This is a genomic window from Lentimicrobium saccharophilum (genome assembly GCF_001192835.1).
Classification (GTDB): Bacteria; Bacteroidota; Bacteroidia; order Bacteroidales; family Lentimicrobiaceae; genus Lentimicrobium; species Lentimicrobium saccharophilum.
Map to the genome: position 1 here is coordinate 649,522 of NZ_DF968182.1, position 15,879 is coordinate 665,400.

At 47.9% G+C, this 15,879-nt stretch carries 11 protein-coding genes; 9 read left to right on the forward strand and 2 right to left on the reverse strand.

From position 1 onward, the window contains the following. The first annotated feature begins 37 nt into the window (after positions 1-37). The gene (locus tag TBC1_RS02255) at positions 38-1,906 is read left to right on the forward strand and encodes an aldehyde ferredoxin oxidoreductase C-terminal domain-containing protein (RefSeq protein WP_062037894.1); all 1,869 of its coding nucleotides are present in this window, start codon (positions 38-40) and stop codon (positions 1,904-1,906) included. A 610-nt stretch (positions 1,907-2,516) separates the two neighbouring features. Here the strand turns inward: TBC1_RS02255 and TBC1_RS02265 are convergent. After that, positions 2,517-3,557, reverse strand: a complete 1,041-nt coding sequence (locus TBC1_RS02265; RefSeq protein WP_062037900.1) for a GMP reductase — start codon at positions 3,555-3,557, stop codon at positions 2,517-2,519. Between the two features lie 250 nt (positions 3,558-3,807). Here TBC1_RS02265 and TBC1_RS02270 point away from each other — a divergent pair, with 250 nt between their 5' ends. From TBC1_RS02270 to TBC1_RS02285, 4 genes are all read left to right on the forward strand, one after another. Next, positions 3,808-4,959, forward strand: coding sequence for a metallophosphoesterase (locus TBC1_RS02270; RefSeq protein ID WP_062037903.1), 1,152 nt, complete (start codon positions 3,808-3,810; stop codon positions 4,957-4,959). A 501-nt stretch (positions 4,960-5,460) separates the two neighbouring features. Beyond that, a complete protein-coding gene (locus tag TBC1_RS02275; protein WP_062037906.1) occupies positions 5,461-7,062 on the forward strand; it encodes a YfcC family protein in 1,602 nt (533 codons plus the stop codon). A gap of 534 nt (positions 7,063-7,596) precedes the next feature. After that, positions 7,597-8,151, forward strand: a complete 555-nt coding sequence (locus tag TBC1_RS02280; RefSeq protein ID WP_172668807.1) for a GyrI-like domain-containing protein — start codon at positions 7,597-7,599, stop codon at positions 8,149-8,151. Positions 8,152-8,235: 84 nt separating this feature from the next. Then, a complete protein-coding gene (locus TBC1_RS02285; RefSeq protein ID WP_062037912.1) occupies positions 8,236-8,505 on the forward strand; it encodes a hypothetical protein in 270 nt (89 codons plus the stop codon). Between the two features lie 59 nt (positions 8,506-8,564). Here the strand turns inward: TBC1_RS02285 and TBC1_RS02290 are convergent, their stop codons facing one another. After that, positions 8,565-9,164: a hypothetical protein gene (locus TBC1_RS02290; RefSeq protein ID WP_062037915.1), complete on the reverse strand. Its 600-nt coding sequence runs from the start codon at positions 9,162-9,164 to the stop codon at positions 8,565-8,567. A 2,082-nt stretch (positions 9,165-11,246) separates the two neighbouring features. Between TBC1_RS02290 and TBC1_RS02300 the strand changes: the two genes are divergently transcribed. The 4 genes from TBC1_RS02300 to rfbA all read left to right on the forward strand — a co-directional run bounded on the left by TBC1_RS02300 (position 11,247) and on the right by rfbA (position 15,813). Further along, the gene (locus tag TBC1_RS02300; RefSeq protein ID WP_062037921.1) at positions 11,247-12,086 is read left to right on the forward strand and encodes a virulence RhuM family protein; all 840 of its coding nucleotides are present in this window, start codon (positions 11,247-11,249) and stop codon (positions 12,084-12,086) included. Positions 12,087-12,575: 489 nt separating this feature from the next. After that, entirely contained in the window at positions 12,576-13,070 is a 495-nt protein-coding gene (locus TBC1_RS02310) for a winged helix-turn-helix transcriptional regulator (protein WP_062037926.1), read from the forward strand. Positions 13,071-13,199: 129 nt separating this feature from the next. After that, positions 13,200-14,417, forward strand: coding sequence for an ATP-binding protein (locus TBC1_RS02315; protein ID WP_062037929.1), 1,218 nt, complete (start codon positions 13,200-13,202; stop codon positions 14,415-14,417). Positions 14,418-14,946: 529 nt separating this feature from the next. Continuing rightward, positions 14,947-15,813, forward strand: coding sequence for a glucose-1-phosphate thymidylyltransferase RfbA (gene rfbA / locus TBC1_RS02320; protein WP_062037932.1), 867 nt, complete (start codon positions 14,947-14,949; stop codon positions 15,811-15,813). Positions 15,814-15,879: the final 66 nt, after the last annotated feature.

Here is a 15,879-nt window from a genome sequence, read left to right on the forward strand (position 1 = left end):
TTATCTTTGATAAATTGTACCATTAAAGATCCGGGACATGGACTCTACCCTTAAAGTGCTTTTCGTCAATGCAACCGATGCATTTTACCGCATCAGGAAATACAAGGTTGGTGATTTCTTCGGGCCTGTCGATCTCGGTCTACACCTGGCCGGGCGTTACAAAAGTCTGAACATTGGTGTCGGATTGCTCTCCGGTTCTATTTTTCCGGGATCCAACCGGCTGATATTCACCGGATTTTCTCCCTGCTGGGGCGGTTTTTACATTTCCTCCATGGGCGGGGCCGGGTTGGTTTTCGACAATCTTGGCATCAATATGCTTTCCATTGTCGGCAAAGCGCCGGTGCCTTCCGTACTTTACCTCAACCGTGTGCACGGGGAAGAGATTCAGGTTGAAATTGCTCCGCTCGATCTGAACAGGATATGGTACGAAGGCCGGGGAGGCATCTATTCCCTGATGGATTATGTTTTTGAGCAATACCGGCCCCGTTATGAAAACGAACCACGTATTCTTGCCACGGGGCCTGCGGCGATGGTTACCGATTTCGGCGGTGTTGCCTCTGTGCCGGTTAAACGCGGGGCGCTTTCTAATGTGGATACCTGGGCAGGCAGGGGCGGCTTTGGCTCGGCATTACTTCAGGAACACGGCATTGCAGCGGTAATTTACGGGGGTACCCATATCGATGAAGACTTCCGCGACCGTAAGGTAGCCGATGAATGGTTCGAAAACCGCTATGCCAGGAAACTGGCAGCCAAAGACCTTGAAATCACCACCAAATACCGGTTTGATCCAAACTTTGATACCGGGGGCACGTTCGGCGTAAACTATGCCACCATGGGCAGCAAACTGCTGGCGTTTAATTATCAGTCGATGAACTGGAGCAAAGAACTCCGCCAGAAGTTGCAAAAGGAGTTTATCCTCGATCACTACCTGAAACAGTTCAATGAGGAGACCATCAAGACCAGGCAACAGGCTACCTGCGGAGAACCCTGCGCTGCCGTCTGCAAGAAGCTGCGCGACGAATACAAGAAGGATTATGAGCCTTACCAGACCATGGGTCCGTTGAGCGGCATCTTTGACCAGCGGGCTGCCGAAAAACTGAACCATCATGCCGATATGCTCGGCTTCGATGCCATCTCGGTGGGCGGGGTAATCTCCTGGCTGATGGAATGCCTCGATGCCGGGGAGCTGCAGCCTGCCGATCTGGGAGTAAGTGCAAAACCGGTATTTAACCCGCAGAACTTTGATATCGTAAAAGATTCCATGCACAACGCCCTGCTGGGATGTGAAATCCTCGACAGCATCATTGCAGGCACCATCAATCTGAAAGAAGGTGCCCGCAAATACGGGCGCAGGCTTTCACGCGCGAAAGGGGTCAACCTGCTGAACCGCTTCGTTTATACCGCTTATGCGCGAAAGGGATGGATGGTCCCCAACCAGTACTGGACCCCGGGCGCACTGTCGCCCATGGCCATCATGGGGAAATATTACATGTACTACGGGGATGAGTTCGTATCGCCCCGTGAGCTGGGCAGGGTAAATGCACAGCGCATGCTGGCCGAGCTGATCATCGACAACATGGGTATCTGCCGGTTCCACCGGCTGTGGGCCGAAGAGATGGTGCCCGAGATCGTGGAATCGCTTTACGGACTGGGAGAAAAATTTATGGAATCCATCCGCTTCACTGCCAGCCGGATCAACGGCCGAAACAGCTCGGTATTCTGGGAATCGGAGCGGAATTTCGAATATATTGCCAGCTTTCTGCGCCGCAAAAAAGAAGAGGGGCTGGACAGTGAGGAGTTCAATAAATGGCTGGATGCCTTTGAAGCCATTCCCAAAGAAGCCGCGCTCGACTTCTGGTACGAGATCCACAAGGGGGTGCAGGAGTCGCTGCGGGAGTTTAATTAAAATGTACTTTTCACCCGGTCAGATTACCATCAGGGGCGGTAATCCGGAATGATGCAGTTAACTGGTGCAATGGTTTTATCAAGGTGCACCTGCATTTGTATTTTCATGGCAATCCACCCGGTGCAGCCGGGGTCCCGATCGTTATCGGGATCGGATCTACCTTCGGTGAACTCCGCTTCGCTCCGGTCCGGATTTGTTTCGACGTAGTCACAGACTACGCCGAACAAGGGGGTGCAGGAGTCGCTGCGGGAGTTTAATTAAAATGTACTTTTCACCCGGATAGATTACCGTCAGGGGCGGTAATCCGGAATGATGCAGTTAACTGGTGCAATGGTTTTATCAAGGTGCACCTGCATTTGTATTTTCATGGCAATCCACCCGGTGCAGCCGGGGTCCCGATTGTTATCGGGATCGGATTTTGGATTTACCTTCGGTGAACTCCGCTTCGCTCCGGTCCGGATTTGTTTCGATGTAGTCACAGACTACGCCGAACAAGGGATTAGGACGTCCCCGCCAACCGTTACCAGGATTCACCTAACAGGTTTTCTTATAACCTGTTAGGTGTAATAAAGCCGTTTATACTTGAACAAATCAAATTCAGGCAAAATTCCTAATCGGTATAGACCTGATTTTCCTGTTCCGCCACGCGTATGAATGTAGTTCTCTTGCTCAGCTCTTTCAGTTGGGAAGCCCCGACATAGGTACAGGTGCTGCGCAGGCCGCCAAGTATATCCTGAACGGTATTTTCAACTTTGCCACGATAAGGGACTTCGACTGTTTTGCCTTCGCTGGCGCGGTAATCGGCTACGCCGCCCACATGTTTTTCCATGGCGGTGGCCGAGCTCATCCCATAGAACATTCTGAACTTTTTACCGTCTTTTTCAATAAGTTCCCCGCCACTCTCATCGTGTCCGGCAAGCATCCCTCCGAGCATCACAAAATCGGCCCCGGCACCAAAGGCTTTGGCTACATCGCCGGGCGTGGAGCAGCCTCCGTCGCTGATAATCAGTCCGCCAAGACCGTGTGCTGCATCAGCGCATTCGATGATGGCCGACAATTGCGGGTATCCAACCCCGGTTTTTACCCTGGTGGTACACACCGATCCCGGCCCGATGCCGACTTTAATAATGTCGGCGCCGGATAACAGCAATTCTTCAACCATCTCACCGGTCACCACATTCCCGGCAATGATTACCTTGTCGTGAAACCTTTTGCGCGCCTGTTTGACAAAAGCCACAAAATGTTCCGAATAGCCATTGGCCACATCAATACACAGAAACCTGAGGCGGGGATAGGCAGTGAAAATTGCTGTCAGTTTCTCAAAATCATCCTGCCCTGTTCCTGTGCTTACCGCGATATAGTCTTCGATTCCCGTGGGTGCGGTATCCATAAACCGCTTCCATTCATCCGGCGTGTAATGCTTATGAATGGCGGTAAACAGCTTCATACCTGACAGTGAAAGCGCCATGTCAAAAGTGCCTGTTGTGTCCATATTTGCAGCCATTACCGGAATGCCTGTCCATTCCGATTGCGTGTGCAGCATCCGGAAAGTACGTTCGAGCCTTACCAGGCTCCTGCTTTTGAGGGTTGAACGTTTCGGTCTGAACATCACGTCCTTAAAGCCCAGTTTGATCTCATAATCTATTCTCATACCTGTTTTTTTACAAAGATAATGCATTCATGTTTTTCATTCTATCCTGAACAGCTTCCTGAGGGAATCGTTCAGATTTCCAAAGTCATACTGAAAAGAGCATAACAGGCCGTACCGCAGACTGTATGCCATGCGGAAAATTGGGCCACCGGCCGTTTCGTTCAGTCCCGCAAAGCCTGTACCCGGTACTGCTTAAAACTTAATACATTTACAGTTGTTTATATTGCCCTTAATTAATGATTGTCAAATAATGAAATCCTATCAGTTTCTGGTCTTCTTCAGCATTGTGCTGCTGATATACGCTTCGGTCAACTATTATATTTATGCAAGGTCAATGCAGGCGATTCCTGCCGACAGCAGCTTCAGGGGCTGGTTCCGCTGGGGTTTTCTGATCCTGGCCTCGGCTTATGTGGCCGGCCGTTTTCTCGAGCGGGCCTATCTCTCGGTAATGAGCGATTTGCTCACCTGGGTGGGAGCCTTCTGGCTTGCCGTGATGCTGTATGGGTTCCTTATGGTTGTGCTGATCGACCTTATTCGCCTCGCCGACCATTTCACCGGCTTTTTACCGCAGATACTGCATACTTCCCGCGGGAAGCTTAACGTCCTTTACCTGGGTATGGCAGCAACAGCCATCATTGTGCTGGCCGGTTATATCAATGCCATTACCCCGAAGACCACTAAGCTGGTACTCGACATCCCGAAAGAAGCCAACGGGCTGAAGGAGCTGAAGATTGCCATGGCTTCGGATATCCATATGGGTACGCTGATCGGGCCAAGGCGCACTGGTAAGCTGGTGGATTCGATCAATGCCCTGAATCCGGATATTATATTGCTGGCCGGCGATATTGTGGATGAAGACCTGGCTCCCGTAATCCGTCAGAACCTGGGCGAAGCGCTCACCCGCCTCAAAGCTCCGCTGGGCGTTTACGGCATCACCGGAAACCATGAGTATATCGGCGGTGCCGAAGCGGCGGTAAAATACCTTGAAGCGCATGGCATTACCATGTTGCGCGACAGCGTGGTGAAGGTTGCGGATGCTTTTTATGTGGCCGGACGCGAAGACCGCGATAAAAACCGCTTCAGCGGAAAACCCCGGAAAGAGGTGAAGGAGCTGCTGCTGGGCGCAGACCTCAGCCGGCCGGTAATCCTGCTCGACCATCAGCCCTTTGCACTGGATAAAGCCATGGAAGCCGGAGTGGACCTGCAGCTGTCGGGACACACCCACCACGGACAATTGTGGCCGCTCAATTTTATCACCCGCGCCGTGTATGAGGTGAGTATGGGCTATAAAAAGAAAGGAAACACTCATATATACGTATCCCCGGGATTTGGTGGCTGGGGCCCGCCGGTGCGAACCGGCCACCGGCCTGAAGTGGTGAGTATTTTGCTGAGATTCAGGTAGGGTTTTCTGAAGGGGGGAGAGGGGGAGAAAGGGAGACAAGTGGACCAGGATTCACCTGACAGGTTTTCTTCTAACCTGTCAGGTGTAAAAGAGGCGAATAAGCCTTGCTAGGTTTGATTTTTTTGCCCGGATGAGACGTCCGCACCAGCAGCAGCTTGCACCATGAATAATGAACCACATCAGGCGCAACTTGTCCCGCAACAGGTGTGATTCTTATATTGCGCAGCATTTTACGTGCCCGGGGACAAGAACACCCGAACCCCGCAGTTGCGGGACTTCCCCGTCGAAGTAACGGGGCAAGCTGCTTCGCTAAGCACCCGAACACCGGAACACCCGGATACAACAACAGCATGTCTGAATTCAAGGATAGCTTTCCTCATTTAACCGCTCAGGCTGCGGGGTATAAATCATGCTGCTCTACCGGCATATATCCTGTCTTTTCTCTCTGTATTACCTGGTGATTGCCGGGAATTTCTATTTTTGTAATTCAATGTACAAGCTATGGCCAAAACAAGGAAATTTCCCCATACTTACGTTATTATCTTCTATCTGATCCTTTTCTCGGCGTTTCTTACCTGGGTAATTCCCGGAGGGCGCTATGAGCGCACAGTAGTGGAAATCAACGGGACAGAACGCGAAGTGATCGCCGATGACTCCTTTAGTTACACCGAAAGCCAGCCACAGACCTGGCAGGTGTTCTCGGCTTTTTTCGACGGATTTGTCGACAAGGCGGATATCATTGTCTTTATCCTGATGATCGGCGGTGCCTTCTGGATCATGAACCACAGCAAAGCAATAGACGTTGGAATACTTTCCTTTCTCAAAAGGGCACGCCGTCTTGAAAACAGGCGCACCATCCGCCGGCTGGGGGTCGATAATATCATCGTTACGCTTATCGTATTGCTTTTCAGTATTTTCGGGGCAACTTTCGGCATGAGCGAAGAAACCATCGCCTTCGTAATTATATTCGTACCATTGTCCATCAGCATGGGTTATGACTCCATCACGGGACTGTATATGTGTTATGTGGCCGCCGCCCTGGGGTTTGCAGGCGCCCTGCTCAACCCCTTCACCATCGGTATTGCCCAGGGACTGTCGCACCTCCCGCTCTTTTCAGGCATTGAATACCGTTTCTTCTGCTGGGTGGTGATCAATATCGTCGGCATCGCATGGATACTGCGCTATATGCACCGCATCCGGAAGCATCCGCAGAAATCGCCTGTATATGAAGAAGATGCATACTGGAGAAACCGTCAGGAGGAGTCCACAGAAGCCATAAAGTTCGAAACCCCGAAGGCGGCCTGGGTCAGCTGGATCATACTTACCGCGGTGTTTGCCTATTGTGCTTTTGCCTTGTCCACCACCCGTCTCACTGTAGGCAATGCTTCAGTAGTCTGGCCTGTTTTTCCTGTGCTGGCCGTGGCATTTGCCATTGGCGGCTACTTCTCCCTGCGTAAATCGGTGCACTTCTTTATCCTCAATATGCTCTCGTTTACCATCCTGATGCTGATCGTGGGGGTAATGGGCTACGGCTGGTACGTTATGGAAATTGCCACCCTGTTTATGGCGCTGGGTATTTTTTCAGGCATTTCAATGGATTATTCCCCCAACACCATCACCCGGCTGTTTCTCGAAGGGGTGAAGGACATCACCGGCGCCGCGCTGGTGGTCGGGCTGGCGGGAGGCATCATCATCATCCTCAACAACGGACAAATTATCGACACCTTGCTTCACAATGTCTCCGGCGCCATGGCAGATATGGGCAAGGTGGCCACCGTAGGAAGCATGTATCTGATGCAGACGGCCATCAATATCTTTATCCCCTCCGGCTCGGCCAAGGCCGCCCTTACCATGCCCATCATGTCGCAGTTTTCCGATCTGATCGGGCTTTCGCGACAAGCAACCGTGATGGCTTTTCAGTTTGGCGATGGTTTTACCAATATGATCACCCCTACCTCCGGCGTGCTGATCGGCGCCCTTGGCGTGGCAAAGATCCCTTTCAACAAATGGGTGAAATGGGTTACCCCCCTGATGATCATCCTGGTTATCCTGGGTTTCCTCCTGCTGATCCCGACGGTGACGATGCAGCTGAACGGATTCTGAAGGAGGGACGAGGGACGGCCTCCACACTGAGAAGGAAAACTCTCCAGTGCGTGACAAGGGGACAAGGAGACAAGGCGACATGGGGACCAGGAATCACCTAACAGGTTTTCTTCTAACCTGTCAGGTGTAATAAAGCCGATTAAACTTTGCTAAGTCTGATTTTATGCACGGACGGGACGTCAGCGCCAACGGTTGAAAATGAAAAGAAGATGTATAAAATCATCTTTGCGTCATTGCAGCCTGCTCCGCCATGGCGGAAGCTTTATGCGTGGCTCTTTCCGTTGATATAGGGTTAGGTTTATGGGTATTTTCAATCCCGCTTGAACACATTCCTTTCAAAACCGTTCTTTTGTTGACCTTTAGCAAAACGGATTTCAGCTGAACAGGCTGTACGTTTACGGACAAGGGGTGTTCGTTCCTGATATCCTTTGCCGCAGGTCATTATTGTTTAGTTCAGAATATCAATCTATTACAGATCATGGCACATTATTGGAATGAAATATTCCGTAACAGATGTGCATCAATCCGTTTCACATGAAAAGAAAAATCGGCGTGTCAATCATCATCTTCGTGCTGACGATCCCCACCCTGCTTGTGCTGGCCCTGGCCTGGTCGGGCTTTTTCAGCAATTCCGAAATCCATGAGAAAACCATGGGCCCTTTTATACTGGTTTATGAAGAACATACCGGTCCGTATAAAGGTACCGCCAAAGTGATGGACCGTATTTACGAGCGGCTCAAGGAGGAAGATAACATCGAAACCTTCAGGGGTTTCGGGATTTATTATGATGATCCCAAAACAACCCCTGAGGCGGAGTTGCGCAGCATCGCCGGATGCATCCTCGAACCGGCGGATACCGCCCGAATCAAAACCCTGCAAGGGAAATACACCCTGATGGAAATCCCTGAAAAGCTTTATGTCACCTCCGAAATCCCATTTCGCAGCCAGCTTTCGGTATTTGCCGGCATTGTTAAAGTGTACCCGGCCCTGAAAAAATACATGAAGGACAAGGGTTATGCACAGGTGCCGGCAATGGAAATCTACGACAGCAACAAAACGATTATCTATCTTTTCGAAGTGGTAAAGTAAGGCAGGACGCGGCACTTCGGGCATCAGGACAGAACCCGGCAATGACTGAAACCCAATGACTCAAACACTATAAATCCAGCTGATATGAGAGAAGTGGTAATCCTGATTCCCGACACTGAGCCGGAACAGAACGTGGAGATTGAAGTCCGGATCAACGGCCGGAAGAAAACCCTGCAATACCGCGTGGAACTTGTTAACTGGGAGGGGACGGCCCCTTCGGCGCAGGAACGCTTCACCGTGCTCAAGCACCGCATCGATGCGTATGATAAGGACTGGGAACTGGTGGAAATCGGTGCGCCCGACCGCGAAAATATCCCCCTCGTCTTCCGGAAAAAAAAGGCGGTGCAGGATTAGCACAAATACCGGTTCTGCCGGGTATATTGGCAAAATAAGATCAACAACGCCTTGTCATATTAGTCCGCGTTGATGATCCTGGTTTTTTCCGTATGGGAAAGGAGGTAGCTGAGGTCTTTCAGGTCGGCACTGAAGGCCAGCCAGTCGATAATCTCCAGCGACAGTTCATCGCTCAGGCTTTCTGCCTTGAAACTATGAAGCACATGGATGCCCCCGCGGTAATGCTCATGCAAGCCGTTGTCGCGCCGCTTGCGGCTGCGCTTCTCCTTGAACTCAATGCCGATCATGCCCGGTTTATCGGAAACACTGATAAAAACAGCCCTTACCAGCCTCATTTGCACAGGAAACAAAGGCGGCAGCAACCCAAACAACTTCCGGGGCTCAAGCTTGCGGCTGCTTGAGAAGATGTTCAGTTGGTTGTCGAGTTTCGAAGACCTTGGTCGTGCGTCGATCATGCCGAAGAGCCGGCGGCGTTCCCCCGGCAGGTTATTGGCCCGGTTGATCAGGGTGTAAAGCCCGGAAATAAATTCATCATACTTCGTCTTCACCCCGGTGTAGTTTTCCTGCACCCTCAGCATCTTCTGCCTTATCCGTTCATCTTTATCAGATATTTTCCTGCCCGCAGCGTTGCGCTCGGCCTCTTCCAGCCAGTGTGACATATTTCCTGTATTTGAGATGCTCAAATATAGTTTTATTCCTTTAGTTGTGCAAACGTGTTTTGGAGGAGGGACGAGGGACGCTTGGAGGAGGGACGAGGGACGGCTTCCTCACGGAAAAGGAAAACTCTCCAGAGAGTGACAAGGGGACAAGGAGACGGGGGGACAAGGAGGGAAGAATTTACCTTCGGTGAACTCCGCTTCGCTCTGGTTCGGATTTCGGATTTTGCTTGTCTCGTGAGACGGCGAGAGTCGGATAACGAGAGATTTTGGATTTGTTTCGGATCAGGTCTTTCACTAAAATCATTGAATAATTGTGGATACAGGACCGGCCTTCCAAAAATGGCGTTAAGAAAACAGGCAGCGCGAAATAAAGAAGAAACGCTTGTGATGATGGTTGGTGATGCACGGGTGATTTTTGTACATCGGTATTCAGCAGAGGGATGAAGTAACAACCTTCGTTTCTTCCAGCCAAAACGCTCGCCTGTTTTCAGCCATTTTTGGGAAGCCTTGACTTTTTGCTACTTTTTGGTCAAGCAAAAAGTAGAAGAAGAAAAGAAGTGTAATCCGTCAATATTAAGCTCTTAACTGATTGATCGTGAAAGCCTGGCATTTGCCTGATATTTTAATAGTTCTCCCAGCTGAAACAGCTTAATTTTTGCCATTAAATCGTTCAGGCCACGGGGCCTCGGAGAACTGGGGACAAGGGGACGTGGGACGCTTGAAGGAGGGGCGAGGGACGGACTCCTCACGGAAAAGGAAAACTCTCCAGAGAGTGACAAGGAGACAAGGAGATGGGGAGACAAGGAGACCAGGATTCTCCTAACAGGTTTTCTTCTAACCTGTCAGGTATAATAAAGACGTTTAAACCTTGCTAAGTCTGATTTTATGCACGGACGGGACGTCCGCGCCAGCGTGGCTGTAAAACCGTTGCTTATTCGGGGAGGTTTCAGTTTTAAGACCGGCCGGCGGAGGCCTGCAGCCGTTAAATGTTTCTTTTTTACTGATGATGTATAATATTGATAATGTCTAAAGAGCTGTAAAATAAAGAGATATAAATATTTTTGTCCGGGGATAGAGATTTTTTTCAGGCTGAAGTACCGCGATTTGTGCTATATTTGCCCGCTGTCTTTTCGTAGGATTATCACCGGAAGCAGGAAACGGCCGGTTGATTTATTTTAAAAAATGCAGCATTTCAACCGGTTACTTTTAACGGAAATGATAATTAATGAGTAATTTTGTTACTCGAAAATTGTCCGTTAACCCCTTTACAGATCCTGTGCCAATGGGACTGACGGGGCGGAGCTGTAAATGGAAGTAAGATTTGCGGGTCTTTTAAGGACGATTATTTAAAGTATATAAGCCTTACAATTAATTGAACGACAAGGAGACAAGGGGAGCGGGGGACAAGGTGAGTGTCGCCACCAAAACACTGAAACACAAAAAACCACAGAATATTTTTGGAATCCTATACCCGCTTTAGCGGAATTGAATTTTTGAATCTTTGAATCTTTGAATTTTTGAATATCGGCTGGTCTCGGCTGATCTCGGCTGGTCTCGGCTTCGCTCGACCACCCCCGCTCGACCACCCCCGCTTGACCACCGCCGCTCAACCACCGAAATTAATCTTTGAATTTTTGAATCCTTTGAATCTTTTCGCCACGAATGCACGAATGTTTTGTCGCCACCAAAACACAGAAACACAAAAAGCCACAGAATATTTTTGGAATCCTTCTCCCGCGCAAGCGGAATTGAACTTTTGAATCCAATTTGTCGGATGGTCTCGTTCCGATAGCTATCGGAATCGCTCGACCACCGATATTAATCTTTGAATCTTTTGAATCTTTGAATCTTTGAATCTTTTGAATCTTTAAACCGACCTAAGAGCCTGTCCCGAACTCTTTTTCGGGAGAGCTCAGCGAAGCTAATCCTTGAATCCTTTGAATCATTCCGCTGCTGAAATCGTAATATATCAGGAATCAGAAAGCCCGGGTCAGGTGTCAAGGAAAACCTGATATCTCAGTTTGAAGGAAAATATAAAGTAAAAAGTATAGACTTTCACTCCAGCCCGGAAATTAAGAAAAGATGGAGAAAGCGGAAATTATAATTTATAAGGAATCAGATTCAGACTTCCAGATTGAAGTGAGACTCGAAGATGAAACAGTCTGGCTAAACAGGCAACAATTGTCTGATTTATTTAACAGGGATATCAAAACTATTGGCAAGCACATCAACAATGCGCTTCGCGAAGAGCTTAAATCCATTCCTGTTGTCGCAAAATTTGCGACAACTGCTTCAGATGGCAAAACTTATCAGGTTGAGCATTATAACCTGGATATGATTCTGTCTGTCGGATACAGGGTTAAATCTCAGCGGGGTATACTGTTCAGGCGGTGGGCTAATACAGTATTAAAAGAATACCTTCTGAAAGGTCATGTTTACGATCATCGGTTTGAAAAAATTGAAAAAAAACTCTTTGAACATGATCAAAAATTTGACCTGATCATCAATACCGGTTTAAAACCAAACGAAGGCATCTTCTTCGACGGTCAGATCTTTGATGCCTGGCACTTTGTTTCCGGGTTGATCAAAGAGGCAAAGCAAAGTATCGTTTTAATCGACAACTATGTTGACGAATCAGTATTGCTGCTGATGGCAAAACGGAAGGCCGGTGTTTCAGCCAGTATCTTTACAGGCACGATTACAAAACAACTTGAAGCAGATATACAAAAGCATAAAGCACAATACCCGCCGATTCAGGTGAAATCATTCACCCGCTCGCACGACCGCTTTCTGATTATCGACCAAAAAGACGTTTACCATATAGGTGCCTCCCTGAAAGACCTGGGAAAACGTTGGTTCGCGTTCTCAAAAATTGACCTTGATCCAAAAGAAATGCTTGGGCGATTAGAAGATAAAAAATGAATCAGATTTTTGAATCTTTTAGCCACTAATGCACGAAGATTTTGTCGCCACCAAAACACGGAAGCACAAAAAACCACAAAAAATTTTTGGAATCCTATACCCGCTTAAGCGGAATTGAATTCTTGAATTTTTGAATCTTTTGAATCTTTGAATCTTTTGGCCACGAATGCACGAATGTTTTGTCGCCACCAAAACACGGAAGCACAAAAAACCACAGAATATTTTTTGAATCCTTTACCCGTCTTGGCGGAATTGAATTTTTGAATTTTTGAATCTTTAAATCTTTTGGCCACGAATGCACGAATATTTTGTCGCCACCAAAACACGGAAGCACAAAAAACCACAGAATATTTTTTGAATCCTTTACCCGTCTTGGCGGAATTGAATTTTTGAATTTTTGAATTTTTGAATCTTTGAATCTTTGAATCTTTGAGTTTTCCGAAATCTTCGTAACGAAACTTTCGTAAAGATAATCCGTATAATCCGGGTATGAACCCCTTTGTAATATCAGCCTATAAAGCACCTGAATTCTTTTGCGACCGGGAAAAAGAAACCCGGGCAATCATCAATGCTGTTACCAATGGAGTGAATATCGTGCTTTATTCCCTGCGGAGGATAGGTAAAACGGGGCTGATCAGGCAGGGTTTTCGCGATGCAGGTAAGCCTGATCCGCTTTTCGAAGAATTGGGAGGGGGTTTAATGATTACCTTAACGAAAGGAGTAAGTAGCAATGCATCCGGAAAGGTCGTAGAAAAGGTCGTAGAAAAGGTCGTAGAAAAGGTCGTAGAAAAACTCTCTTCAAATCAACGGTCAATTTTAAACCTGATTGGTGCAGATCAGCATATTACAGCCGCAGAGATGGCAAAAGCCATTGGAATTTCACAGAGAAAAACACAGGAAAACATCGCCAGATTAAAAGAAATGGGTCTCCTCAAACGCATCGGACCCGCAAAAGGAGGGCACTGGGAAGTATTAAATCCCTGAAACGATCCTGATCCCGATAGCTATCGGGACTATCGGGAGAGCTCAGCGAAGCTAATCTTTGAATTTCTTCTGGTTGTACCCCGTAAAAGTGTAAAATATTCGTTTTATTTGTGGTTAAGACCCTAAAAAATGATTAGAAGAGAAAACTACTTCAACCTGCTTGCTGATTATATCGATAAGCCGTTTGTCAAGATCATTACAGGTCTGAGGCGAAGCGGGAAATCGGTGTTGCTGGGTCTGTTGAAGGAAGAGCTTATCCGGAGGGGGGCAGATGAAAGCAACATCATTCTGATCAATTTTGAAAGTTTTGAATTCTCTGATGTTGATAATGCGCAAAAGCTGTATCAGTTTGTAAAAGCTAAAATCAGCAATAAGGGACGAACTTATATCCTGCTCGATGAGATTCAGGAAGTTGAATCCTGGGAAAAAGCCATCAATGCATTCCGGGTAGATTTTGACGCCGATATTTATATTACCGGCTCCAATTCCCGCCTGCTTTCCTCCGAGCTCGCCACCTATCTTGCCGGCAGGTATATCGAAATTCCCGTTTATACGCTTTCGTTCAGCGAATACCTGCAGTTCAGACACGTATATGCCGGTATCCGGGAACCGGATATTTATAAGGAGTTTATTTCTTTCTTACGGAAGGGTGGGTTCCCTGCCTTGCATGCAGGTGAATATACCGATGAAATGGCTTACAAGGCCGTTTATGATATTTATTCATCGGCCATACTGCGCGATACCGTGCTGCGGCATGGAATCCGCGAGGTGGAGTTGCTTGAGCGGGTGGTGAAATTTGTATTTGATAATATCGGGAATAGTTTTTCGGCAAAAAGCGTGGCCGACTACTTTAAAAGCCAGAACCGGCGCATTGACCTGAATACGGTTTATAACTACCTGAACGCGCTTGAAGGGGCATTTATTATTTACAGGATTCCGCGTTACGACCTGAGAGGGAAAGAGATACTGAAAACCAACGAGAAATACTTTGTGGGCGACCAGTCCTTGCTCTATGCGGTAATGGGATATAAAGACAGGCTGATTTCGGGTGTACTCGAAAACATCGTAATGCTCGAACTTAAACGCAGGGGTTATCGCGTTTTTATAGGGAAACTGGATAAAAAGGAGATTGATTTCGTTGCTGAAAAGGCGGAAAAGAAAATATATATTCAGGTAGCCTGGAGAATGATCGACCAGCGTACCATCGACCGGGAATTTTCACCCCTGCGCGCGATAAAGGATAACCATCCGAAATTCGTATTAAGTATGGAAGAAAACTGGCACGATAACATCGAAGGCATACAACATAAACACCTGGCTGAATTTCTGCTGATGAAGGATATTTGAATCCTTCTCCCGCGTAAGCGGCCTGGAATCTTTGATTTTTTTTCGCCACGAATGCACGAATTTAAAAGCCACGAATGCACGAATTTAATTGCCACCAAAGCACTGAAACACTGAAACCCACAGATTTTTTTGAATCTTTGAATTTTTGAATCTTTGAATCTTTGAATTCTTTAAGCCACGAATGCACGAATACTTTTTTTTGAATCCTTGAATCTTTGAACCGACCGAAGAGCCTGTCCCGAACTCTTTTTCGGGAGAGCTCAGCGAAGCTAATTTTTGAATCTTTTGCTATCCCGATAGCTATCGGGACACCAAAACACAGAAAACCACAGGATATTTTTTGAATCCTATACCCGTCTTGACGGAATTGAATTTTTGAATCTTTGAATTTTTGAATCTTTTGAATCTTTGAATTCTTTAAGCCACGAATGCACGAATGTTCTTTTTTTTGAATCCTATACCCGCTTCAGAGAAATTGAATCCTTGAATTTTTGAATCTTTGAATCTTTGAATCTTTGAATAAAACCTTATGAAAGGCATCATCCTCGCCGGCGGCGCCGGAACACGGCTGCACCCGATTACCCGGGTGGTTTCGAAGCAGTTGCTGCCCATCTACGATAAGCCGATGATCTTTTATCCGCTTTCGGTGCTGATGCTGGCAGGTATACGCGAAATCCTGATTATCTCCACCCCCCACGACCTGCCGCAGTTTGAAAAACTGTTTGGCGACGGCAGGCAGCTGGGATTAACGTTCAGCTACAAGGTGCAGCCCTCGCCCGACGGACTGGCGCAGGCCTTTATCCTGGGAGAGGAATTTATCGGCAACGACGATGTTTGCCTGGTACTGGGCGACAATATCTTTTATGGCGCCGGTTTGCAGAAGTTGCTGGTAAACAGCGTGGAAACCGTTCAGAACGACAACAAGGCCGTTGTCTTCGGTTATTATGTGGATGACCCTGAGCGTTACGGCGTGGCCGAAATTGACCGGGAAGGCAATGTGCTGAGCATTGAGGAGAAACCCAAACAGCCCAAAAGCAATTATGCCGTGGTGGGACTTTATTTCTACCCCAATGCCGTGGTGGAGATTGCCAAAAATGTAAAACCCTCGCAGCGGGGCGAACTGGAGATTACCTCGGTAAACGAAGCCTTTCTGCAGCAGCAGCAACTGAAACTGCAGGTGCTCAGCCGCGGCTTTGCCTGGCTGGATACCGGCACCCACGAGGCCCTGAGCGAAGCCACCGAATTTGTAAAGGCCCTGGAAAAACGCACCAGCCTGAAGATTGCCTGTGTAGAAGAGATCGCTTATAAAATGGGCTTTATTGACCTGGCCGGGTTGCAGGAAAGTATTGTGTCGCAGGGGAAAAGCTCCTATGCGGAATACCTCAGAAAGCTTTAGGATGATGAAAGCGGAAATTAACCAACTGCCCAGATTTGAAGAACTCTCTGGCGATTGCTTTATTTT

Bases quoted from the DNA above. Each gene is read 5' to 3' on its own strand.
- TBC1_RS02285 (WP_062037912.1), top strand. From the start codon at position 8,236: ATGAGAGAAGTGGTAATCCTGATTCCCGACACTGAGCCGGAACAGAAC.
- TBC1_RS02275 (WP_062037906.1), top strand. From the start codon at position 5,461: ATGGCCAAAACAAGGAAATTTCCCCATACTTACGTTATTATCTTCTAT.
- TBC1_RS02290 (WP_062037915.1), bottom strand. From the start codon at position 9,164: ATGTCACACTGGCTGGAAGAGGCCGAGCGCAACGCTGCGGGCAGGAAA.
- TBC1_RS02265 (WP_062037900.1), bottom strand. From the start codon at position 3,557: ATGAGAATAGATTATGAGATCAAACTGGGCTTTAAGGACGTGATGTTC.
- TBC1_RS02280 (WP_172668807.1), top strand. From the start codon at position 7,597: ATGAAAAGAAAAATCGGCGTGTCAATCATCATCTTCGTGCTGACGATC.
- TBC1_RS02255 (WP_062037894.1), top strand. From the start codon at position 38: ATGGACTCTACCCTTAAAGTGCTTTTCGTCAATGCAACCGATGCATTT.
- TBC1_RS02270 (WP_062037903.1), top strand. From the start codon at position 3,808: ATGAAATCCTATCAGTTTCTGGTCTTCTTCAGCATTGTGCTGCTGATA.
- TBC1_RS02300 (WP_062037921.1), top strand. From the start codon at position 11,247: ATGGAGAAAGCGGAAATTATAATTTATAAGGAATCAGATTCAGACTTC.
- rfbA (WP_062037932.1), top strand. From the start codon at position 14,947: ATGAAAGGCATCATCCTCGCCGGCGGCGCCGGAACACGGCTGCACCCG.
- TBC1_RS02310 (WP_062037926.1), top strand. From the start codon at position 12,576: ATGAACCCCTTTGTAATATCAGCCTATAAAGCACCTGAATTCTTTTGC.
- TBC1_RS02315 (WP_062037929.1), top strand. From the start codon at position 13,200: ATGATTAGAAGAGAAAACTACTTCAACCTGCTTGCTGATTATATCGAT.